Annotated in this window: 21 protein-coding genes and 5 tRNA genes; 3 read left to right on the forward strand and 23 right to left on the reverse strand. The window is 58.8% G+C overall.

Annotation, left to right across the window (positions count from 1 at the left end; genetic code table 11):
* Positions 1-70 precede the first annotated feature (70 nt).
* On the forward strand, positions 71-1,987 hold the full coding sequence (locus ACTM86_RS01435; protein ID WP_441015086.1) for a BMP family ABC transporter substrate-binding protein: 1,917 nt from the start codon (positions 71-73) through the stop codon (positions 1,985-1,987).
* Positions 1,984-2,694: a metallophosphoesterase family protein gene (locus ACTM86_RS01440; RefSeq protein ID WP_441015088.1), complete on the forward strand. Its 711-nt coding sequence runs from the start codon at positions 1,984-1,986 to the stop codon at positions 2,692-2,694. Before ACTM86_RS01435 ends, ACTM86_RS01440 begins: the two co-directional genes overlap by 4 nt.
* A 50-nt stretch (positions 2,695-2,744) precedes the next feature.
* Here the strand turns inward: ACTM86_RS01440 and leuB are convergent, their stop codons facing one another.
* The 22 genes from leuB to disA form a co-directional block, all read right to left on the reverse strand.
* On the reverse strand, positions 2,745-3,917 hold the full coding sequence (leuB, locus tag ACTM86_RS01445) for a 3-isopropylmalate dehydrogenase (RefSeq protein WP_441015090.1): 1,173 nt from the start codon (positions 3,915-3,917) through the stop codon (positions 2,745-2,747).
* A 6-nt stretch (positions 3,918-3,923) separates the two neighbouring features.
* Positions 3,924-4,436, reverse strand: coding sequence for a 3-isopropylmalate dehydratase small subunit (locus tag ACTM86_RS01450; RefSeq protein WP_427727054.1), 513 nt, complete (start codon positions 4,434-4,436; stop codon positions 3,924-3,926).
* A gap of 251 nt (positions 4,437-4,687) precedes the next feature.
* Positions 4,688-5,953, reverse strand: coding sequence for a 3-isopropylmalate dehydratase large subunit (gene leuC, locus ACTM86_RS01455; protein ID WP_441015092.1), 1,266 nt, complete (start codon positions 5,951-5,953; stop codon positions 4,688-4,690).
* A 41-nt stretch (positions 5,954-5,994) separates the two neighbouring features.
* Positions 5,995-7,530, reverse strand: a complete 1,536-nt coding sequence (locus ACTM86_RS01460; protein ID WP_441015094.1) for a 2-isopropylmalate synthase — start codon at positions 7,528-7,530, stop codon at positions 5,995-5,997.
* A 426-nt stretch (positions 7,531-7,956) separates the two neighbouring features.
* On the reverse strand, positions 7,957-8,664 hold the full coding sequence (gene rplA / locus ACTM86_RS01465; protein WP_441015096.1) for a 50S ribosomal protein L1: 708 nt from the start codon (positions 8,662-8,664) through the stop codon (positions 7,957-7,959).
* Positions 8,665-8,780: 116 nt separating this feature from the next.
* Positions 8,781-9,209 carry a 50S ribosomal protein L11 gene (gene rplK / locus ACTM86_RS01470; protein WP_022093893.1) on the reverse strand — a complete coding sequence of 143 codons (429 nt, stop codon included), beginning with the start codon at positions 9,207-9,209 and terminating at the stop codon, positions 8,781-8,783.
* Positions 9,210-9,329: 120 nt separating this feature from the next.
* A complete protein-coding gene (gene nusG / locus ACTM86_RS01475) occupies positions 9,330-9,866 on the reverse strand; it encodes a transcription termination/antitermination protein NusG (RefSeq protein WP_427718370.1) in 537 nt (178 codons plus the stop codon).
* A 3-nt stretch (positions 9,867-9,869) separates the two neighbouring features.
* Positions 9,870-10,208, reverse strand: a complete 339-nt coding sequence (gene secE, locus ACTM86_RS01480; RefSeq protein ID WP_154514754.1) for a preprotein translocase subunit SecE — start codon at positions 10,206-10,208, stop codon at positions 9,870-9,872.
* 76 nt (positions 10,209-10,284) lie between these two features.
* Positions 10,285-10,360 (reverse strand) — tRNA-Trp (locus ACTM86_RS01485).
* Between the two features lie 13 nt (positions 10,361-10,373).
* Positions 10,374-10,523 (reverse strand): 50S ribosomal protein L33, encoded by a 150-nt coding sequence (gene rpmG, locus ACTM86_RS01490; protein WP_102372646.1) that lies wholly within the window; start codon positions 10,521-10,523, stop codon positions 10,374-10,376.
* A gap of 278 nt (positions 10,524-10,801) precedes the next feature.
* Positions 10,802-11,992 (reverse strand): elongation factor Tu, encoded by a 1,191-nt coding sequence (gene tuf / locus ACTM86_RS01495; RefSeq protein WP_154514756.1) that lies wholly within the window; start codon positions 11,990-11,992, stop codon positions 10,802-10,804.
* Positions 11,993-12,088: 96 nt separating this feature from the next.
* A tRNA-Met gene (locus ACTM86_RS01500) sits at positions 12,089-12,165 on the reverse strand.
* A gap of 3 nt (positions 12,166-12,168) precedes the next feature.
* A tRNA-Thr gene (locus tag ACTM86_RS01505) sits at positions 12,169-12,244 on the reverse strand.
* Between the two features lie 10 nt (positions 12,245-12,254).
* Positions 12,255-12,336: transfer RNA gene (locus ACTM86_RS01510), tRNA-Tyr, on the reverse strand.
* A 637-nt stretch (positions 12,337-12,973) separates the two neighbouring features.
* Positions 12,974-13,666: a hypothetical protein gene (locus ACTM86_RS01515; protein ID WP_441036894.1), complete on the reverse strand. Its 693-nt coding sequence runs from the start codon at positions 13,664-13,666 to the stop codon at positions 12,974-12,976.
* A 964-nt stretch (positions 13,667-14,630) separates the two neighbouring features.
* Positions 14,631-14,705, reverse strand: a tRNA-Thr gene (locus tag ACTM86_RS01520).
* A gap of 225 nt (positions 14,706-14,930) precedes the next feature.
* Positions 14,931-15,608, reverse strand: coding sequence for an NYN domain-containing protein (locus tag ACTM86_RS01525; RefSeq protein WP_441015102.1), 678 nt, complete (start codon positions 15,606-15,608; stop codon positions 14,931-14,933).
* Positions 15,609-15,611: 3 nt separating this feature from the next.
* Complete coding sequence (gene rlmB, locus ACTM86_RS01530; protein WP_441015104.1) at positions 15,612-16,526, reverse strand: 23S rRNA (guanosine(2251)-2'-O)-methyltransferase RlmB; 915 nt, start codon at positions 16,524-16,526, stop codon at positions 15,612-15,614.
* 167 nt (positions 16,527-16,693) lie between these two features.
* A complete protein-coding gene (gene cysS, locus ACTM86_RS01535) occupies positions 16,694-18,160 on the reverse strand; it encodes a cysteine--tRNA ligase (RefSeq protein ID WP_441015106.1) in 1,467 nt (488 codons plus the stop codon).
* 3 nt (positions 18,161-18,163) lie between these two features.
* Positions 18,164-18,658 (reverse strand): 2-C-methyl-D-erythritol 2,4-cyclodiphosphate synthase, encoded by a 495-nt coding sequence (gene ispF, locus ACTM86_RS01540; RefSeq protein WP_441015108.1) that lies wholly within the window; start codon positions 18,656-18,658, stop codon positions 18,164-18,166.
* Positions 18,648-19,376 carry a 2-C-methyl-D-erythritol 4-phosphate cytidylyltransferase gene (gene ispD, locus ACTM86_RS01545; protein WP_441015110.1) on the reverse strand — a complete coding sequence of 243 codons (729 nt, stop codon included), beginning with the start codon at positions 19,374-19,376 and terminating at the stop codon, positions 18,648-18,650. The genes ispF and ispD overlap by 11 nt, the downstream gene beginning before the upstream one ends.
* The gene (gene disA, locus ACTM86_RS01550) at positions 19,376-20,416 is read right to left on the reverse strand and encodes a DNA integrity scanning diadenylate cyclase DisA (RefSeq protein WP_370450554.1); all 1,041 of its coding nucleotides are present in this window, start codon (positions 20,414-20,416) and stop codon (positions 19,376-19,378) included. Before disA ends, ispD begins: the two co-directional genes overlap by 1 nt.
* Before the next feature lie 248 nt (positions 20,417-20,664).
* Here disA and ACTM86_RS01555 point away from each other — a divergent pair, with 248 nt between their 5' ends.
* Positions 20,665-21,249 (forward strand): manganese efflux pump MntP, encoded by a 585-nt coding sequence (locus ACTM86_RS01555; RefSeq protein WP_441015112.1) that lies wholly within the window; start codon positions 20,665-20,667, stop codon positions 21,247-21,249.
* An 80-nt stretch (positions 21,250-21,329) separates the two neighbouring features.
* Here the strand turns inward: ACTM86_RS01555 and ACTM86_RS01560 are convergent, their stop codons facing one another.
* Positions 21,330-22,787 (reverse strand): aminoacyl-histidine dipeptidase, encoded by a 1,458-nt coding sequence (locus ACTM86_RS01560; RefSeq protein ID WP_427796172.1) that lies wholly within the window; start codon positions 22,785-22,787, stop codon positions 21,330-21,332.
* Positions 22,788-22,937 lie beyond the last annotated feature (150 nt).

A 22,937-nucleotide genomic window follows, 5' to 3' on the forward strand; every position in this document is an offset into this window, starting at 1 on the left:
GGGAAATGGGAGGTTTTCATTCGTGGTACCATAGTTCATACAGTTGTTTAAACGACTAAGGGAGCAAACTATGGAAGAGGCCTACCGTCAAGCACGCAAGCGCGGCGAGCAAGGACGTCGACGCGCCATTAGCCAAAGCGAGCATCCATACCTTACGGACCTCGACAGTTTGGTTGCCCAGCTCCCCCTAGGTCAGCGAGAGAATGTCGGCCTGCGGGATATTCCGCTCGAAATGGTTGTCGGCACGGTTACCAAGGGCCGTCAGTCCGCCTTTTCATGCAACTTTATGCCCCTGCTGCCGTTTAGCACCGAGTTCGCCCGCAAGTGGTCCAACCTCTACGACATTCAGGTAACCGAGGGCTATCGCGACCCCATCATCGTCACCGAGTTCATGCATAGGTTCTATGTCCAGGAGGGCAACAAGCGCGTCAGCGTCCTCAAATTCCTGGACGCCCCGACGGTTTCGGCCAAGGTCACCCGCCTCTACCCCGGCAAATGGGATTCCGTCGAAAGTCGCCTGTACGGCGAGTTCTGCGCGTTTTGGCGTGTCTGCCCCCTATACGAGATCGAGTTCTCGCGCGAAGGAAGCTACGAAACGCTCGCCAAGATGCTCGGTCAGAACCTTATCGAAAAATGGCCCCAAAAAAAGGTCGATTACCTGCGCCACACCTTCCTACTCTTTAAGCGCGCCTACCTTCGCGCGGGCGGCGACCACCTGGACATTACGCCCGCCGACGCCATGCTCGTCTACCTCAATGTGTACAACCAGGACCGCCTGCTGGATACGCCGACAGATATCGTCGTAAACCGCCTGTGCAAGATCTGGCGCGAACTGGTCATCGCCGGGAAAAGTGACGAGGACAAGGTCGATCTTGTCGAAGCGCCGAACGTCGATGAGGAGGAGTCGCCCGCCAAGTCCACCTCCGGTATGCTCAACTTCTTTATGGGCAAGACCGTCTATTCGGCGGCCAACCCCCTGCGCATCGCCTTTATCCATGAATTCACCTGTGCGACGTCGAGCTGGGACAGCCTGCACGACCAAGGGCGTCAGTATCTCGATGAGCACTTTGGAGGTATCGTGCGCACCGAGGCGTTTGAGGACTGTCACGATCCGGACGTGTTCTACGCCGCCGTGGAAACGGCTGTCAAACATGGAGCAAACGTCATCTTCTCGACCTCGCACCGCCTGATGGAATACACGCTCAGGGCTGCCGTTGAATATCCCCGGGTTCGGTTCCTTAACTGCTCCATCGGCCTTCCCCACCAAAGCGTCCGTTCGTACTTTGGCAAGATGTACGAAGCCAAGTTTCTCCTGGGCGCCCTTGCCGCCAGCATGGCAGACAACCACCGCATCGGTTACCACGCGTCGGTCTTCGCCTCGGGCGCACTCAGCGAGATCAACGCCTTTGCGATTGGCGCCTCGCTGCTCGACCCCCGTGCGCAAATTATCCTAACCTGGGGCGATGTGCCCGCCGGAGGCCTTGCCGAGGCCATGTGCCGCGAAGGCGTGAGCGTCATGACCGGCGCCGACATGTCAAAGTCGCTCGAAGACCCCACGGCCTACGGACTCCACCGCCTGGTCGATGGCAAGGTCGTCGGCATCGCCATGCCGGTATGGAACTGGGGCCGATACTACGAGCTTATCGTGCGAAGTCTGCTGCATGGCACCTGGGACGAGACCAGTGACGACAGCCAGGTCCGCGCCGTCAACTACTGGTATGGCATGAGCTCGGGCGTTATCGACATTCGCTACGCTCCGGGCCTGCCCTATCAGACGCGCAAGCTTGTTCAGCTCCTCCGCAATGGCATCGTCGAGGGCTCCATCAATCCATTTGGCGGCGAGCTCCATAGCCAAGACGGCGTGGTGCAGATTGAGGGCTTTCCCCCACTGCCGAGCACGCAGATTGTCGAGATGAATTGGCTGGCGGACAACGTGGTGGGCACCATTCCGCAGCCCGACGATGAGCCGAAGGTCCGTGCTCTATGAAAATCCTTGCCATAGCCGATACCGAAGAACGATGCCTATGGGAGTGCTTTCGCAAGGAACGCTTTGAGGGTGTCGACCTAATTTTGTCCGCTGGCGATCTAGACCCGGACTATCTTGAGTTTTTGGTCACGGTCATCAACAGACCGCTCATCTACGTGCGTGGCAATCACGATGACCGCTACGCGCGTCATGCACCGGGCGGCTGCATCTGTGTCGAAGACACCGTGTACGTGTATCGCGGCGTCCGCATTGCGGGGCTTGGCGGCTCCATGCGCTACCGAGATGGCGCTAACATGTACACCGAGCACGAGATGGCCAAGCGCGTGCGCAAGCTGTCCCGCAAAGTGAGGATGGTCGGCGGCTGCGACATCTTGCTCACCCATGCGCCCGCCGCCGGCATGGGCGATCTGGACGATCTGCCGCATCGGGGATTCGAATGCTTTAACACAGCACTCGAGACATGGAATCCCGACTACATGGTGCACGGGCATGTGCACCAATGCTATGTTCGCGACTTTCAACGCGAACGCCAGCACGCATGCGGGACGACGATTATCAACGCCTGCGGCTATACGCAGTTTGAGCTGGACGAGGCGCGCTACCCCATCCGTGGATGGCAGGCAGCCTGGCTCAATTCGCAAACCATGCGACGCGAGCTCAAGCGCCACGAGGCAATCGAGTCCTCAACCGCCAGAACCCCCTGGTAACCACCACAAAGGGGACAGGTGACTTTGTGGTGGTTCCGGACATCTCGACGCTACAGTGCGGCGATGACCTTATCGCCCATCTGGGTCGTGCCGAGGATCTTATCGGCAGGGGTGCTGGCGTCGGCGATGTCGCGGGTGCGCCAGCCTTCGTCAAGCACACGCGCCACGGCATTTTCGATCCAAGCAGCCTGCCCACCCATGTCGAGCGCGTACGTGAGCAGCATTGCCGCCGACAGGATCTGCGCGAGCGGGTTAGCGATACCGAGCCCCGCGATGTCGGGCGCGCTGCCGGCGCTCGGCTCAAACAGCGACACGCCATCGCCCAGCGAAGCCGAGGCAAGCATGCCGAGCGATCCGGTAATCTGCGCCGCCTCGTCGGAGAGAATGTCGCCGAACATGTTCTCCGTAACTACGACGTCAAAGTCGGCCGGTCGGTTAATGAGCTGCATGGCGGCGTTGTCGACGAGCAGGTCCTCAAGCTCTACATCTGGATACTCCTCGTCATGCACGCGATGCACGACCTCACGCCACATGCGGCTCGTCTCCAATACATTGCGCTTATCCACGCTTGTCACCTTGCCGCGGCGCTTGCGAGCTGCCTCGAACGCCTGGCGGGCGATGCGCTCAACTTCGTACTCGCGGTACTCCATTACGTCAACCGCGCGCTGGCCAGCCACACCGTCGGTGCCCGCACCGCCCTCGTCATAAAAGCGCTCGTGCTTGCCAAAGTAAATGCCACCGGTAAGTTCGCGGACGAGTACCATGTCAACGCCCTTGATGACTTCGGGACGAAGCGTTGATGCGCTGGCAAGTGCGTCGTAGATCTTTACGGGGCGAAGGTTGGTATAGAGGCCGAGTTCTTTGCGGATACGCAGCAAGCCTTGCTCGGGGCGCGGGGCCGCCGGATCGGTCGAATCCCACTTTGGGCCACCGACGGATGCCAACAGCACGGCGTCCGACGCCTTTGCCGCCGCAAGGGTTTCATCGGGCAGCGGATTGCCGCACGCATCGATCGCCGCGCCACCAATCAGGTGATCCTCAAAGGCAAACTCTACGCCAGCGCGCTTACCCACGGCAGCCAGCACCTTCTTACCCTCGGCAATAACCTCGGGCCCAATGCCGTCACCAGGAAGACAGCAGATCTTATAGGTCTTCTTCACGTTGCAGCTCCAGCTCTCGCTACTCGGCCCGTTTGCAAACGGATTATCCAGCTTGACCGTCATAATCGCTTACGCCTCCTGAGCCTTTGCCGCGACAATCTTGGCACGCGTGCGCGCAACCAAACCGCCGGCCTCGATAATCTCGGCAATAAATGGCGGGAACGGCTCAGCTGTAAAAGTCTCGCCAGTACGCTCGTTGGTGATGACACCCGCATCGGTATCGACCTTCACGGTATCGCCGGCACAAATCGCATCGACAGCTTCGGGGCACTCCATAATGGGCAGGCCCACGTTAATGGCATTGCGATAGAAGATGCGTGCGAAGCTCTTGGCAATAACACACGACACCCCTGCAGCCTTAATGGCAACCGGGGCATGCTCACGCGAAGAACCGCAACCAAAGTTCTCCTCAGCCACAATGATGTCACCGGGTCTCACGGCAGAGGCAAACGCGGGATCAATATCCTCCATAGCATGCGCCGCCAAGTGCGCATGATCCGACGAGTTCAAATACCGAGCAGGAATAATCACATCAGTATCAACGTCACGACCATATCGAAAAACCGAACCTTCAAAGTTCATATCATTCTCCGTTCAAACATGGAATGCGGGGGATTTGATATTTACTTACTTACTCGGACAGTCCTGCTCGCACGGAGAGCACATTAAGTGCTCTCCAGCTCGTGCGGAACTCGACGCAAGCAAATATCAAATCCCTCGTTCGCGTTTCGGCTACAAAAAAGCTAATGGAAAGTTAGCGTTCGCCTTCGGCGAACAAAAAAGTGCCAGGACTGTCCGCAGTAGCGAGCAAAGGTCGAAGGACCCCGTAGCCCCTACAGGTCAGACGGCGCACAGATATGCCCCGCCACGGCAGAAGCAGCCGCCACGGCCGGCGAGGCCAGATAGACCTCGGACGTGGGGTCGCCCATACGGCCGACAAAGTTGCGGTTGGTCGTAGAAACGCAACGCTCCCCCGCCGCCAAGATGCCCATGTAGCCACCCAGGCACGGACCGCACGTGGGCGTGGAGAACACACAGTTGGCATCTAGGAAAATGTCGGTCAACCCCTCCTTCATGCACTGGCGGAAGACCGCCTGGGTCGCCGGAATCACGATGCAACGCACCCCGTCGGCAACCTTATGGCCGCGCATGACTTCGGCCGCAGCACGCATATCCTCGATACGTCCGTTGGTGCACGAGCCGATTACCGCCTGGTCGATCATGATGTGACGGCTCTCGCTCACCGGATGGGTGTTGCTGGGCAGATGCGGCCACGATACACACGGCTTAATGTCGGCCGCGTCAATGGCAATAACCTGGGCATACTCGGCGTCTGGATCGGCGTGATACTCAACGTAATCACGCTCGCAGCGCCCCTTGAGCCAGGCGCGGGCAACATCATCGACCTCGATAATGCCCGCCTTGCCGCCCGCTTCGATCGCCATGTTCGAAATTGTCATGCGACCTTCCATCGACAGGCCCTCGATGGTGCTGCCGGCAAACTCCATGGCCTGGTACAGGGCACCGTCCACGCCGATCATGCCGATAATGTGCAGGATGATGTCCTTGGCGGTGGCGCCGTCCTCAAGCTCGCCGTTAATCTCAAAGCGAATCGTCGGCGGCACCTTAAACCATGCGCGCCCCGTGGCAATACCCACGCCGGCGTCTGTTGAGCCCACGCCGGTCGAAAACGCACCCAAGGCGCCATACGTGCAGGTATGCGAGTCGGCACCGATAATCAGATCGCCCGGGACCACCACGCCGCGCTCGGGCAGCAGGGCATGCTCAATGCCCGCGCAGCCTTGCTCGTAATAGTGCGTCACATGCTGCTCGTGCGCAAAATCTCGCATCTTCTTGGTCTGCTCGGCGCTCTTGATGTCCTTGTTGGGCGCATAGTGATCGGGCACCAGGCAAATGCGATCGCGATCAAATACCTCGGTGGCACCCAGCTCACGAAAGACATCGATCGCGATAGGTGCGGTAATGTCGTTGGCGAGCACGATGTCCAGGTCGCATTCGACCAGCTGGCCCGGCTTTACCTCGTCCAGGCCTGCGTGTGCCGCCAAAATCTTCTCTGCTACGGTCATGGGACGTGCCATGTGATTCCCCTCTCAAGCGGGCTTTGCCCTGCCGAATATCGTTACTTGCCCGCCTTGGAACGGTTAGTCTGAATCATGCGGTTAATAGCGTTGATGTAAGCCTTGGCCGAGCTCACGATAATGTCGGTATCCGCGCCGCGGCCGGTGTAGATCTTGCCGTCCTCGGCGGTGATGCGCACCGTCACCTCGCCGATGGCGTCGATACCACGCGTAATGGCCTTAACGTTGAACTCCGTCAGCTCGCCATGGGCAGAGATGGCCTTGTCAACCGCTTTGTACGCCGCATCCACCGGACCGGTACCCGTCGAGCAAACCACCCGTGTCGCGCCGTCCTCGTCCGTGATGGTCGCCGTGGCCGTAGGAATAAGCGGGTCGCCGCAGGAAACCTGGAGCGCCTCGAGGGTGTAGATCGCCTTGACCTCGCGCTGGCGCTCCTGAATCATCGACTCCAGGTCCTCGTCAAAGACCTCTTTCTTTTGATCTGCAATCTCCAAGAAGCGCTGGTAGATCGACTCGAATTCCTCATCGCCAAACGTATAACCCAGCTCGGCGAGACGATGGCGCAGTGCCGCATGGCCCGAACGTGCCGAAAGGATAATCTCGGATCCCGCTGCACCCACGTCCTTGGGATCGATAATCTCGTAGGTGTCACGCGCCTTGAGCACGCCGTCCTGGTGAATACCCGAGCTGTGGGCAAACGCATTAGCGCCCACAATGGACTTGTTGGGCTGCACGTTAATACCAGTAATTGAACTGACGAGCTTGGATGCGCGCGTGAGCTCGGTCGTCACGATATCGGTATGTGCATCCAGGTCCTGCTCGTGCATCCTCATGGCCATGACGACCTCCTCGAGCGCCGTGTTGCCCGCGCGCTCGCCCAAGCCGTTGATGGTGCACTCGATCTGCGTCGCGCCATTGCGGACGGCCTCGAGTGCAAGGGCTGTGGCCATGCCCAGATCGTTATGCGTGTGGACCGAAATCGTAACGTCCTCGATGCCGGCCACGCGCTCGCGCAGATCGCGAATACGGACGCCAAACTCCCAGGGCATGTTATAGCCCGTGGTGTCCGGAATATTCACGACCGTAGCGCCGGCCTTGATCGCTGCCTCGATAATGCGGACCAGGAACTCCTGATCGGAGCGGCCCGCATCCTCGGCATAAAACTCGACATCGTCGACAAACTTACGAGCGTGCTTTACGGCGTGAATAGCGCGCTCGATAGCCTCATCCTCGGTCATATGGAGCTTGTCACGCAGATGGCTGGGGCTCACACCCAGACCGGTATGGATACGGGGCCTCTGAGCCGTCTTGAGGGCTTCTGCGGCCACTTCGATATCCTTATCGACCGCACGGGTGAGACCGCATACCGTGCACCGGTCACCCGCGATCTTGCCAATCTCCTGTACGGAACGATAATCACCGGGGCTCGAAATAGGAAATCCAGCCTCGATCACGTCGACATTCATACGTACCAGCTGGCGTGCAATAACGAGCTTTTCCTCGGTATTCATGCTGGCGCCGGGAGACTGCTCCCCGTCACGAAGCGTTGTGTCAAAGATTGCGATTTTGCGGCTCATGATTTCCTCCTGACAGGCTAAAGATACAGATGGCTTTCAGGAGAGATGGAGTGCCTCAAGATAGAATAATACCCGTGTCGCTCATCACGCCCAAAAGCGGCGGAAGATAGCGCACCCGGGTACAACTAATCGTTATAGCGAAATTACAACCCTAGCGCGCTATCTAATCTAGTAGCGCTAGGCCTAGGAGCTGCTGTTTGTTATAGAACATGTCTGGCTCCTTTCAGCCTCGGGTATTCACTACACTAGGCTAAAGTGTAACACAGGCAAAACGACGCGCAACGGAGATTTTGAACCAAAACCACCACAAAGGCGCCTATCTCCTTCGTGTTGGTTTTGGCCCGAAATAGCAAGGAACCCGGTCCTGCACGAGACAGAACCGGGTTCCTTTAGCAATGCTTGCTTTGCTCAGGCAGTAACTAGAAGTTACTCAGCCAGGAAGTCACGCTGGACAGCGGGATCGACCTTGACGCCAGGGCCCATGGTGGAAGACACAGAGATGGACTTGACGTACTTGCCCTTAGCAGAAGAGGGCTTGACGCGCAGGATCTCGGTGTACAGGGCAGCGTAGTTCTCAACGAGCTGCTGCTCAGAGAAGGACTTCTTGCCCAGGGGCACGTGGCAGATGCCATAACGGTCGGCGCGATACTCAACGCGGCCGGCCTTGAGCTCGGAGACCATCTTGGCGACGTCCATGGTCACGGTGCCGAGCTTGGGGTTCGGCATGAGGCCACGGGGACCAAGGATCTTACCGATGCGGCCAACCTTGGCCATCATGTTCGGCGTAGCGATAGCGGCGTCGAAGTTGATCTCGCCCTTCTGGATCTGGGCGACGAGCTCGTCGGAACCGATGATGTCGGCACCGGCAGTCTCGGCCTCACGGGCCTTCTCGCCCTCGGCGAAGACGGCAACACGAACGGTCTTGCCGGTGCCGTGGGGCAGGGAGATGGAACCACGGATGTTCTGGTCAGCCTTACGAGTATCGATGCCCAGACGGAAGTGGGCCTCGACGGTCTCGTCGAACTTGGCGGTGTCGAGCTCCTTGATGAGCTTAGCAGCCTGAAGGGGGGTGTAGAGCGTGGCGCGGTCGACCTTCTCGGCAGCGGCGTTATAGCTCTTACCATGCTTAGCCATGTGCATTACCTCCTGTGGTTAAACGGGCGTGAGCCCTCCCACATCGTATCGTGTGCCCTATTGCACACATTTAACGGGCGCCCCGGTCGGAGCACCCGTCGTTACCTAGAAAAACGCTACTCAGCGATGGTGACGCCCATGGAGCGGGCGGTACCGGCGATGATCTTCTTGGCGGCGTCAATGTCGTTGGCATTGAGGTCCGGCATCTTGATCTCGGCGATCTTGGTGAGCTGCTCCTGAGAGAGCTGGCCAACCTTGTCGGCCTGGGGCTTAGCGGAACCAGACTTGAGGTTCAGCTCCTTCTTGATGAGGTGAGCCGCCGGCGGAGTCTTGGTGATGAAGGAGAAGGACTTATCCTCGTAGACAGAGATCTCAACGGGGATAATGTCGCCCTTCTTGTCCTGCGTCTCGGCGTTAAAGGCCTGGCAGAACTGCATGATGTTCACGCCAGCAGCGCCCAGGGCGGGGCCGACGGGAGGAGCGGGGTTAGCGGCACCAGCAGGAATCTGGAGCTTAATGACGTTGGCAACCTTCTTCTCAGCCATGGTCATTCCTTTCGAATCACGAGTGTGAAGTACTTGCTATATCGTAAGCACGCACGTGTTAGAAGCACTCCTGAGATGAGCAGTCACAGAAGAAGCACGCTCGCGCGAACGGACGAAAACTTAAGCGATGACAGCGACCTGGTTAAAGTCAAGCTCGACCGGCGTCTCGCGGCCAAAGATCATCAGCGTGACCTTGAGCTTGCCTGCCTCGGCGTTAACCTCGGAGACCTTGCCATCAAAGTCGGTAAGCGGGCCATCGGTGACGCGGACGGACGTACCAACCTCAATATCAACCGACGTACGCTTGGGCGAATCGCCCTTACCGGGACGACGAGTCATCTTATTGTACTCGTCGCGGGAAAGCGGAGCGGGCTTGCCGTTGCCGCCCAGGAAACCGGTGACGCCGGGCGTGTTGCGAACACACGTCCATGCATCGTCATCCATCTCCATGCGAACCAGGACATAACCCGGGAAAATCTTAGAATCCTTGGTCTCGCGCTTGCCACCCTCTTTGATCTCGGTGACGCGCTCCATAGGAATCTCAATATCAAAGATACGATCCTGCATGCCCATGGTCTCGATGCGATGCTCGAGATCGGACTTAACGCGGTTCTCGTATCCAGAGTAAGTGTGGACGACGTACCAACGCTTAGACATGGTTTAGCCCCTCAATCCAGAGAACAGAGCAAGAGCCTCGCCAAAGCCAGCATCGAGCAGAGCGATGACGACGCCGACGACGATCAGAGAAGCGCAAACGACGACCGAGTAGTTCACGAGCTCCTTCTTATCGGGCCACGTGACACGCTTCATCTCGGACTTCACCGAAGCAAAATACTTCTTGGTGCGGGCGAAGAAACCGGGCTTCTCGTTCTTCTTGGACTTCGCAGCCTTCTCGCTCTTCTTGGCAACGGCCTTCTTGGCCTCAACCTTGGAGTTGGCGGCAGCTTTGTTGGCAGGCGCCTGCTGCTGTGCCTTCTTCTTGTTCTTCTTGTTGGCCATTTGGGTTACCTCCGCGCAATGCGCTTATACATGAGTAAACCGTAAGCCCCCAAATGGGAGCTTACGGAATAATGACTGGCACGCCAGGAAGGACTCGAACCCTCAACACTCGGTTTTGGAGACCGATGCTCTACCAATTGAACTACTGGCGTATGTGACTAGAGACTAGCGAGTCTCTTTGTGCAGCGTGTGGTGACGGCACCAGGGGCAATACTTCTTGATCTCCATACGATCAGGCATGTTCGCCTTGTTCTTAGTGGTCGTATAGTTGCGGCGCTTGCACTCAGTGCACGCAAGAGTAACTAGAGTACGCATGTATCCTGAACCTTTCATATCCGCCCCGTACGGGCACGAGTTGGTACTTTATCAGCTCTACGTAAGTGCTGTCAACGAAAACCTCGAATCAATTGGTTCTCGGTAGATCCATTCATATTTGGAACACATCAATGGAGCCAACGAGATCTAATCGATCCCTCACGCTCAACTTAAGAGCGAGCTAAGCGTAAACATCAGGCAAAAAGACCAGCGTAGAAAAGAACCCGGCACCCATATAAGTGCCGGGTTCTCTAAGTCAGCTGTATCAGAGAGCTAATTTACTCAATGATCGTGGAGACGATGCCCGAACCGACGGTGTGGCCACCCTCGCGGATAGCGAAGCGCAGGCCCTCCTCCATAGCGATCGGGTGAATGAGGTCGCCCTCGATGGTGATGTGGTCACCAGGCATAGCCATCTCGGTGCCCTCGGGGAGCTTGACCGTACCGGTAACGTCGGTGGTACGGAAGTAGAACTGAGGACGATAACCATCGAAGAACGGGGTGTGACGGCCGCCCTCCTCCTTGGTCAGAACGTAGATCTCACCGGTGAACTTGGTGTGCGGGGTAACCGAACCGGGCTTGCAGAGAACCTGGCCGCGCTCGATGTCCTCGCGCTTGATGCCGCGGAGCAGCAGACCGACGTTGTCGCCAGCCTCGCAGAAGTCCATGGACTTACGGAACATCTCGATACCGGTAACGACGGTGTTCTGGGTATCCTTGATGCCGACGATCTCGACGGGCTCGTTGAGCTTGAGCTCACCGCGCTCGACACGGCCGGTAGCAACGGTACCACGGCCGGAGATGGTCATAACGTCCTCAACGGCCATCAGGAACGGGAGGTCGTTGTCACGAGCAGGCGTCGGGATGTACTCGTCGACGGCAGACATGAGCTCGCGAATGGCGTCCATCCACTTGGCGTCGCCCTCGAGAGCGCCCAGAGCGGAACCACGGATGACGGGGATGTCGTCGCCGGGGAATTCGTACTCGGAAAGGAGCTCACGGGTCTCCATCTCGACGAGGTCGATGAGCTCGTCATCGTCGACCATGTCGCACTTGTTCAGGAAGACGACGATGTAGGGAACGCCGACCTGACGGGCGAGCAGGATGTGCTCGCGGGTCTGAGCCATGGGGCCGTCGGTAGCGGCGATGACCAGGATAGCGCCGTCCATCTGAGCAGCACCGGAGATCATGTTCTTGACGTAGTCAGCGTGGCCCGGGCAGTCAACGTGAGCGTAGTGACGGGCAGCAGTCTCGTACTCGACGTGGGAGACGGAGATCGTAATGCCGCGCTCGCGCTCCTCGGGAGCCTTGTCGATGTTCTCGAACGCAGTGAAGTCAGCCTTGCAGCCCTCGGTCTCGGAGAGAACCTTGGTGATGGCAGCGGTCAGCGTGGTCTTGCCGTGGTCGACGTGACCGATGGTGCCGATGTTAACATGCGGCTTAGTGCGCTCAAACTTCTCTTTGGCCATAAAGCCCTCCTCTAAACAGGTCGTCCCCGGACGGGACTATGCCTTTATACCATAGTGGCCTCTCAACATACTATTGAGAAGCCACCGTGTTACCTATGGTAGCGGTGACTGGATTCGAACCAGTGACGCCACGGGTATGAACCGTGTGCTCTAACCAACTGAGCTACACCGCCGGATGGAGCCTGCAACCAGACTTGAACTGGTGACCTCTTCGTTACCAACGAAGTGCTCTACCGACTGAGCTATACAGGCACTTGACGGGTGGGAGCTATAGGATTCGAACCTATGTAGGCAGAGCCAACGGGTTTACAGCCCGTCCCCATTAACCACTCGGGCAAACTCCCAATCGTTCAAGTATCCGCAGGTTCTTTGGTCTTTTGGACCGCCGCCCTCGCGAACGAAAAAGATAATACGATGCAACCTTAGGGGCTGTCAACGAAAACCTCTAAATACACGGTACCGGGCGTATCTATATACCTTTGACCTGCGGTTTTGCTGAATTTAGATATGAAGGACGGCGGATTTGGCCGCGCTGGCGACATTTCCCGAGGGAACACTTTGGTGTGGTGGAGTACCCTTGCGGTATCGACTTTCGATAACGATCCTCGTGCGTCCGAATATCCTCGCTCAACCAGGATGACTGGGACCGGTCCGGCCTTTGTCTCGATCTGTAACATTTAGAGAACATTTTCTCCCCTATTTGTTACAGATCGAGATGTTTCCCTGGCGGTCTCCCATTTATCTAAATCTGTAACAGCAAGAACGGTTTTCCTTCCCTAGTTGTTACAGATTGAGATGTTTCGCAGAGACCCTAGCTTACGTCTCATTCTGTAACAGTTAGAACGGTTTTCCTTCCCTAGTTGTTACAGATTGAGACACTTCTCAGCTCGCCCCCAGATTGTCTAAATCTGTAACAGCTGGGAGCTGAACGCTCGTCCTCGTGTTACAGATCTAGATTGTCGACCAACTCCAACCAAGCCCTTAAGCCAGTACCTCAGATCCGTTGTAGAGCCTGCTGCCTTCAAACGAGCGCAGCAGGAGCTCGCGACGTTCATCGAGGTCCTTTAGCTCGCAGGGAAACACAAATAGCATCACGTTTTGATGGTACTTGTAATCGGCATAGACATCCGGATCGCCCAAGCGCGTGGGCGTGGAAACGATATCCTCCGACATGTGCTCGCTTGAGCCCACATAAATTCCCAGATAGTCACTGTAGTTCTTATCGTGATCGCCCTTTTGATACTTTGCGATAAGGTAGCAGCCAGGCATATCAAAGCCGTTAAACGCGGCATCGGCAGCCTTTTTCTGCTGGCAGACAAACTTGTGCAGGGGCATCGCCGTCGACGCACTTTCGAAAATCGACTGCCTTGCGGCGTTGATCTTCTTGCGAGCCTCGGCAGCTTCTCTTGAGTCCTGGAACGCTTTCACAGCACCGCCCAGCGCGCCAACCGCCGCACCAACGCCATCGGCCGCTACGCCGAACCCCTTGCCAATGCCATCGGCAACGACACGTGCGCCGCTAGCAGCACCATCCGCAGCACCCTTTACGGCACCACCGACGGCATCGGGATCGACGCCGAGCTTCTTTGCCTTCTCAATGACTTCAGAGGCCTTGGTCAGAACCTGTGCCGCAAGATCCATCGCATTTATTACGGTTTCCAGTTTTACAACCATCCTAGAATTCCTTTCGATATCTCGCATAACCAAAACAGCTCATGACTCATAAAAAGCGTCAGGCGATTGCGCAGCCTCCCGCGGCCATGCGAAATACATGCGGTACCCAAGTCAGCAGTTTAAATCTGGCTACGTAATGAGCCCCAACGGGTTGCCTATTAATCGGCGAGCGCAACGAGCGTTTCGAGGAACGCCAATACTCGCACTCGCCACCATTATTCGAAGCCAGATGATGTGCTCTACCGATAGCCCGTCACGGGCGTAGACGGTGCTCACGCCATCGTCGAGCACCATCACGACAGGTGCCAGGTCATTCGGCTGATGCCTCAGCCGACGCAAGGCCGTGTAACACGGTATCAGCCACAGGTTGTTGCTCAACAAATACGCTGCTGGCTGTGGCATACTTTAATTTACTAATGTATCGAGAAAGAGAGTGTCATGGTCCCTTCGGGTAACGGCTGCAGCCAGATCATCATCATTGCTTTGGGCATTTGCCTTGGCCTGACTATGTTTGCGGTCTGTGGCTAAACGATTCAGATCTGCGCTTATTTCCAGCGCAAATCTTCTGCCGCTGCTTGCCGGCATCGTGTATCTCGTTAACAGATACATTGCGAGCTTCGACTTTTTCCTCCCCTACGACTTCGCCCATTATCAGCTCGGAGATCTGTGCGGAGGAATCATTTTTCCCGCCTACGTAAACGTCCTCTGCGAAGTGGTGAGTGGGAAAACGCCGATATGCAACTTTGCAAGTAGCTTGGCATTATCGGTGGGATGCTCAATCTGCTGGGAAGTACTTGCGCCCATGGTGCTCGAGTTTAGTACCCCAGATCCGCTTGATGCCTGCATGTACGTTATCGGCGGCATCTTGTACCTGAAAGCTTTTAAACTGACGGCGGGCAGTCGAATCTAGCTGCCCACAAGAAACGGGCCCTGTCCCACTAGGGAACAGAGCCCGAAACTCTCATGGAGCCAGTGACAGGAATCGAACCCGCAACCCACTGATTACAAATCAGTTGCGCTACCGTTGCGCCACACTGGCACACTTGGCGCTTTCGCGCGAAGCTAATTAAGAATAAAGGAATTGCGGACAAGGCGCAACAGGCCCTTTGACCGACCACATCTCAAAACTATTCGTCAGAACGAATAGTTTTATCTGTTCGCCAGAACCAAAAACTATTCGTTTTGGCGATGTCAAGCCGCAACCCATTGATTACAAACCAGTTGGTTGATCGATCGAGAAAGCAGCTCCCCATAGAAGGTTTACCTACCTCCCGCGCAGGGCCTTGAGTTTGGCCAGTGCCTCGGGGCTCAGGCGACTGCCCAGAGTCATCTTGATCTGCGGAGCCTCCTCTGCCTCGCGGACGTCGTTATCGATCTGTTTGATCTCGTCCACCAGCATGCGGCTCGAGATGCGCGTAACGCCCTTGCCCATGACGACGGCTTGAATTGTGCCGTCACTCGATACCACGGAGCACGCGCGGCCTTCCTCGCGCGCCTCAATGCAGAGCTTTTGTACCACGGTATCGGCCGATACACCCGTCGGCGAAAACTCGATGCGCACGCCGCGAGCCGGCAGGTTGGGGCGCTCGCTAGAGATATTGCCAGCGCCGTCAAACACAATCACGGCCTCGTAGCGGCCCTGGGCAAAGGCGGCAACGTCGTTGATAAGGGCGGTGCGTGCCATATCGTGAACGTCGCTGGAAAACGGATCGTCGGAATGGTCGTACACGAGCTTTTCGTAACGCGGCGTGCAGTGGATCACGTTGTAGCCGTCGACCACCAGCAGCTCGGGCTTATTGGAGTGAACCGTCGAGACCGGGTCGGCGATAGCCTGCGCAAACGCATTGCCGCCCACGCCGTAGGTCGCGGCCGAGACAATCGGCTTGGCCGAGCCTTCGCCAAAGCGCTTGGCCTTAGACTTGGCGCGGTTCTTCTTGGACATGCGCTACTCCTCCCCCATGAGCTCGCCGGCGTTGCGACGTAGCCACTCAAAGCACAGTGCCGTCGTTGCCTGGGCAACGTTGAGGCTCTCGGTCATGCCACGCTGAGGAAGCTTGGTCAAAAAGTCGCATTTCTCGAGCACCAGGCGCGAGATGCCGTCGCCCTCGGAGCCCATGACGAGCGCCACGCGGCCCTCGAAGGGAGCATCCCAGCAACTGCCCTCGGCGTGCTCGGAGGCACCGCCCACCCAAAAGCCAGCGGCCTTAAGATCGTCGAGTGCACGAGCGATATTGGGGACCTGTGCGATAGGCAGATGCATGACGGCGCCGGCTGAGGTCTTGTAGCTGCCCACGGTCACGCCGGCAGCGCGCTTGTTGGCAATAATGACGCCCGCCGCGCCCACGACCTCGGCGGAGCGCACGATGGCGCCAAAGTTACCGTCGTCGGTCACGTGGTCGAGTACCACGACAAGCGCCGGGCCCTCGCCCGCACGGTCGAGGATATCGGCAACATCGGCATAAGGGAAGTTGCCCACCTCGAGTGCAATACCCTGGTGAGCGCCGTGGCTCGACAGCGCATCGAGCTGCGCGCGCGGCACGTACTTAATGCGGACACCCGCGGCGTTGAGGTCATCGACCAGACGAGACAGGGCGGCATCGCGCTCCCCGCCCTCGGCAATGAGTGCGCACTTGATGGGAAAACCGGTGCGCAGGGCCTCGACGGCAGCACGACGGCCTTCGATAAACTCGCCCTTGGGAGCCTGGACAGCGTCGCGGTTGCGATCGCGCTGCGGACGCGCAGCTTGGGTGCGATCGCGCTGGCCCCTGGAAGCGGCAGCGCGGTCATTTCGGCGAATCGGACGCGAGCCAGAAGCGGCCTGCTTGCCGCCACGAGGCGCACGCTTGCGATTGTCGGCCATAGGACGGCCTCCTAAATACAACTATCAAACGAAACAAATAGACCGACCGCCCGAGGTGCGGCAGATTGCCTTGAAAGAGGAGGGCATAGACCTTGGGGCCATGCCCGACGATTGAAAGGCAAGGTGCCGTGGCTCGGGCGGTCGGGTGCTTGGGAAACCCGCAGGGGTTAGAGGGATTTGATGCGGGTGCCGGCGGCGGTATCTTCAATCGTCAGGCCCAAGTCCTTGAGCTGATCGCGGATGGCGTCTGCCAAGTCCCAGTTTTTGGCGGCACGGGCCTCGGCGCGAGCCTCGAGAATCTTGGCAGCGGCCTCGTCCACGTCGTCACCAGTGTAGGCGACCAAGCCGGCAGCAACGCCCAAAAGGCCCAGCGGCAGCTCGACCTTGGGCTCGGGAAGCTCAACGCCAAACGTATCGAGCAGCTCGACCAGCGTATCGGCGGCAGCAAGAGCCGCGGCCTTGTCGGCAGCGTCGCCCGCCTGCTCCAGATACTGATTGCACTCGGTGACAAAACCAAAGACGGCGCCCATGGCACCGGCGGTGTTAAAGTCGTCGTCCATGCACTCCTTAAAGGTGGCACGGGTCTCGGCAGCCTTGGCGGCAAACGCCTCAGATGCTGCATCATCGGCATCGGCCGTCGCATGGTTCGCGGCCCAGCGCAGGTTCTCGACCGTACCGGCGATACGCGCGAGCGAATTCTCGGCACCCTCCAGGCGCTCCCAGGAAAAGTCGAGCGGCGAGCGATAGCTCGTCTGCAGCATCAGCAGGCGCAGGGCGGCAGCGGAGTGCTGCTCGAGCACCTCGGCCAGCGTAAAGAAGTTACCAAGCGACTTGGACATCTTCTCGCCGTCGACCAGCAGCATGCCCGTGTGCATCCAGGTGTTGGAGAAGCCCTGGTGCCAGGCGCAGGCAGCCTGGGCGCACTCGTTCTCGTGATGCGGGAAGGCAAGGTCGGAGCCACCGCCGTGAATGTCGATCGGGGTACCTAGGTAGCGGTGCACCATGGCGGCGCACTCGGTGTGCCAGCCGGGACGGCCCTCGCCCCAGGGGCTCGGCCAGCTGGGCTCGCCGGGCTTGGCGGCCTTCCACAGCGCAAAGTCGAGCGGGTCGTTCTTGTCCTCGTTCTCCTCGATGCGCGCACCGACCATAAGGTCGTCGATGTTGCGGCCCGAGACCTGACCGTAGTTGGGATCGCTGCGCACGGAAAAGTACACGTCGCCGTTATCGGCGGCGTAAGCGTGGCCCTGCTCGATGAGCGCCTTGATCATGGCAATCATGGGGCCGATCTCCTTGGTGGCGCGGGGGCGCACATCGGGATCGAGCACGTTGGCAGCGCGCATGACGCCAATAAACTTATCCGAGAACTCCGTCGCGACCTCGGCGGCCGTACGGCCCTGCTCGTTGGCGCGCTTGATGATCTTGTCGTCGACATCGGTGAGGTTCTGGGCGAACGTGACCTCGTAGCCGCTCGCGATGAGCCAGCGTCGAATCACATCGAAGCTGATGAACGTGCGGGCGTTGCCGATGTGGATGTTGTCGTAAACCGTGGGGCCGCACACGTACATGCGGACCTTGCCGGGCTCGATGGGATGGAACTCTTCCTTTTTATGGGTAGCGCTGTTGTAGATACGCATTCGTTACTCCTTAACGGTTTTCTGTAGCAGGCAGACGGCCCAGGCGCCAATTCCCTCGCCTTGACCTTCCCAACCGAGCTTTTCGGTCGTGGTGGCGGCGACGCCCACGTTTTCGACGTCAACGCCCAGGGCATGGGCCAAGTTGGCACGCATGGCATCGCGGTGCGGGGTGATCTTAGGCTGCTGGCAGGCAATGGTGCAGTCGGCATCGACAAACTCAAAGCCCAGCTCGCGCGCATAGTCCATTACGCGGGCAAGCAACACCATCGAGTCGGCACTCTCGTAGGCGGGGTCGGTGTCGGGGAACAGCTTGCCAATGTCTCCCCCGCGGCAGGCGCCCAGAATAGCGTCGGCCAGCGCGTGCGCGAGCACATCGGCATCCGAGTGGCCCAGCAGGCCGCGCTCGTAGGGAATGTCGACCCCGCCGATGATACATCGACGCCCCTCCACCAAACGGTGGACGTCGTAGCCGTGGCCAATGCGCAGGTTACTGAACATGGGGAAGGTCCTCTCCCTCGGCCATGCGACCGAGCAAAATCGCGGTTACGGGGCGCAAGTCCTCGGGCACCGTCACCTTAAGGTTGTCGCGCGGGCTCTGGACGCAGCGGACGCGCCCACCCATGCGCTCGACCAGTGACGAATCGTCCGTACCGATAAAGCCCTCGGCAATCGCCGCGGCATGGGCGCGCTTCATGGCGTCGACACTAAAGATCTGCGGTGTCTGCGCGGCCCAATAGAGTTCGCGTGGCGGCGTCTCGACGATGTTGTCCCCATCGACGATCTTGAGCGTGTCGATCGCGGGCTGGCCACACACGACACCGTCGAGCGAGCGGTCACTCACGAGCACGTCGATAGCGTGATCGATGGCCTCGGTAGTAATGAGCGGACGAGCGCCGTCGTGAATGGCGACGTATTCAAAGCCTGCCGGCACCGCATGCACGCCGGCACGAGTGGAGTCCTGGCGGGTATCGCCGGCATCGGCGAAGCTGATGGGCGTGTTATACGAAAACGGGCTGATGGCCAGGCGGCGCATCTCGGCACGACGCTCGGCAGGGCAAACCACGACGATATGGCCGACCTTATCGCTACGGTCAAACGCGCGGATGGACCAGCTCATAAGCGGACGGCCCGCTACATTGACGAGCTGCTTGCCACCGGGATTACCAAAGCGCTGGCCGCTGCCACCGGCAACGACCACGGCGCATACGGGCGCCATTATGCGTTCCCCTGTTTGGTGCCCTTCATGCGGTACAGGGAGTCCGCAAGAATGGCAGGGTTGTTAACGCCAAAGTCGCCCAGGCGCTCCGGATCCTTGCTGATGTCGTCCATGAGCTCCTGCAGCGAGCCATACTCGTCGACGATCTTCTCGGCCACGCCGTCGCGCACGACGGACACGCGCGAAAGCGTGCGCAGGCCCAGCGGCGTCATGACGGAGTCCTCGTCCAAGTCGTCGTAGCCCAGAACCGCCGCCACATGCTGCGGGTCGGACAAGTCCTTGGGCGTCATGCGGCTAAGCTCGGCACGGATCTTCTCGGCGTTTGCCTCGGAGGAATCGCTTGCGTAGTCGCGAATCATCAAGTCGTACTCGGTATCCATGCTGGAGCCGGCGAGCTGCTCGAGCTGCATCTGCACGAGCTTGCCCTGGTTGCCCAGCTTGACAATGCAATCCTTAAGCTCGGTCTTTGCCTGCTGCATAATCTCGAAACTCGAGAAAATGCCGGTGATGTCGGCGAGCGTGACGTAGTCGTCCAGCTCGAGGGCCGTCAGACGCAGCAGGGAGCGGTCGAGCGACTGACGGGTGGTCTGAAGCGTAGCGACGAGCTGGTTGACCGAGCTCATGATGGTGGTGACGGGCTGAATCTCATAGCTCTTGCCGTGCACATACACGTTGACGACGGCACGACGGGCCGAGACCGAGATCACGATGGCGTCGGTGAGCACCGACATGCGAGCGGCAGTACGGTGACGCATGCCCGTCTCGCTCGTGGCGAGCGAGGGGTCGGGATTGAGGTGGAAATTGGCGCGCAGGATCTGGGTAAGGTCGCCGTCGATGACGATGGCGCCGTCCATCTTGGAAAGCTCGAACAGGCGGTTCGAGGTAAACGAAATGTTGAGCGGGAAGCCGTCGTTACCGGCAGCGAGCACGTTTTCGGTGTCGCCAACGCAGATAAGGGCGCCCAGGTGACCGGCGATGATCATGTCAAGGGCGGTGCGGATCGGCTGACCAGGTGCCGTCAGGCGGATGGCCTGTTCCATACGCTTTTGCAGCTCGTTCTTATCCAAGGCATCGCTCCCATCGTATACGCTCCATAAACGTCAATAAGTTTCTCACGGTTTGCCCCTGTGACGCCCGCAAATTCCGATGCTTACAGAATGAGCGAACACCGCTTAGGTAGCTCATTTGGGACGGGGCTCTTTTGGCTGCTCATGTGGTAGCATCGGGTCTCATATAAATGAGGGAGTGGTCGTGTAATCGGGTTCGCCCGCAGAGAGGGGGCCAGACTATGGGACTCGCAGAGCTCGTGTTGCTCGCCGTTGGCCTTTCGATGGACGCCTTTGCCGTTTCCATCTGCAAGGGTCTCGGCATGAAAAAGATCAACCTTAAAGTCGCCGTTGTGCTCGGCCTGTTCTTTGGCGGCTTTCAGGCCGGCATGCCCGTAATCGGTTGGGCACTCGGCAGCCAGTTCATGGGCATCATCGGTCCCATCGACCATTGGATTGCCTTTATCCTTTTGGCCTTTATCGGCGGCAAGATGCTGTGGGAAGCCTTTACCGAAGACGAGGATGAGGACGAAGGCGACGGCAAGGATGCCGAAAAGATCGACCTGGGCGAGTACCTAATCCTTGCCATCGCCACCTCGATTGACGCGCTCGCCGTGGGCATCTCGTTTGCCGCGCTCTCGGTCGATATCGTGCCCTCTGTATCACTTATCGGCGTCACAACGTTTATCTTCTCCGTCGCCGGCGTAGCGATCGGCCACACCTTTGGCGCGCGCTACGAAAAACCCGCCACCATCGTGGGTGGCGTCGTACTCGCCCTCATCGGGCTTAAGATCCTGCTTGAGCACCTTGGGATCCTCGCACTGTGACGAATAACGGCCGCCCGGCATTACGCCAGGCGGCCGTTTTCATAGCCAGCCGTTTTAGAGCGGCTTAACCAAGGCGACCTTTATGCGGCAAGGCGCTTGAGGACGTCGATGAGCAGCTCGTAGAAGCGCTCGGCAGAAGCGAGCTCCATGCTCTCGTCCGGGGTGTGGACATCGGAGAGCGTCGGGCCCACGGCGATGGCGTCCAGGCCGTGCAGGGCCTCGGCAAACAGGCCGCACTCAAGGCCGGCGTGAATGGACTCGATGCGCAGCTCGGAGCCAAAGAGCTCGCGATAGCTCTCGATAAAGACGTCGCGGACCGGCGAATGCTCGGCATAGCTCCAGCCGGGATACTCGAACTCAAACTTGGCGTCGAAGCCCAAGACATCGGCCAGCGTCTGCAGGCGGTCCTTGAACTCGTTCTGCAGCGAGGTGATCGAGGAGCGCGGGGACAGCATGATCTTGACCTCGTCGTCAGAAGTGGCAACCACACCGATGTTGGAGGAAACCTCGACGGAGCCGTCGGTAGCAACGTTGCGGCGGATCACGCCATTGGGGGCAAGACGCAGGGCGCGGATGAGGGCAAGCGCGGACTTCTCGTCCATGGCCTCGACCTCGGCGTCGTCGGCAATCTCGACAGTGCAGGTAAAGCCAGGGTCGAAGACCTCGAGCTCGGCAGTGACGTCGGCGATAATGCCCTTTGCGATCTGGGCCGCGGCCTCGGCGGCAGCGTGGTCGGCGTAGACCAGAACAGCCTTGCACTCACGGTTGATGGCGTTGTCCTTGGTGCCGCCGTTAAAGCTAACGATGGCGGGCTCGCCGGCAACCATCAGGCGGTCGATGATGCGGGCCATGATGAGGTTGCCGTTGCCGCGCTCCAGGTGGATATCGCTGCCGGAGTGACCGCCCAGCAGGCCGGAGATGTCGAACGTGAGGGTACTACCGGTCTTGTGCTCGCGCGCGATCGGGCAGGTGTAGGTAACGACGACGCCGCCGGCGCAGCTGACGGTGGCAACGCCCTCTTCCTCGGAGTCAAGGTTGATCATGGTGCGGGCGCTAATCTGGGACTTGTCGAGCGTCTCGGCGCCGACCAGGCCAGTCTCCTCGTCGGTGGTGAATACGCACTCGAGGGCGGGGTGAACGATCGAATCGTCATCGAGAACAGTGAGCATCAGAGCGACGGCGATACCGTTGTCGGCGCCCAGCGTGGTGCCGTTAGCGGTGAGAACGCCGTCCTTGACGAGCAGGTCGATACCATCGGTCGTAAAGTCGTGCTCAACGGAGCCCAACTTGTCGCACACCATATCGATGTGGCCCTGCAGCATCACGGTCGGGGCATTCTCGGCACCGGCAGATGCGGGCTTGCGAATGATGACGTTGTAGACCTCGTCCTGGTACACATCGAGGCCGCGCTCCTTGGCAAACGCAACCAGGAAATCGCTGATGCCCTTCTCGTTGCCAGACCCACGGGGGATCGCGCTGACCTCCTCAAAGAAATGGAACAGCTGGGCGGGCTCATAGCCGGTGATCTTGTAGTCCATGGTGCCTCCTTGGCGCAACTGGTTAGACAATAAGACATGCGCCTTGTATATTCCCAGACTTCGTTTGCATAAACCAGTCGAAAACGCCGAGCGCTCTCGCATCATCGGCTAACGGCGGAGAAACGCCACTTTATTAAGATAAAGCAGGTA

It is taken from the genome of Collinsella sp. HCP3S3_E11 (genome assembly GCF_052067375.1).
Lineage (GTDB): Bacteria > Actinomycetota > Coriobacteriia > Coriobacteriales > Coriobacteriaceae > Collinsella.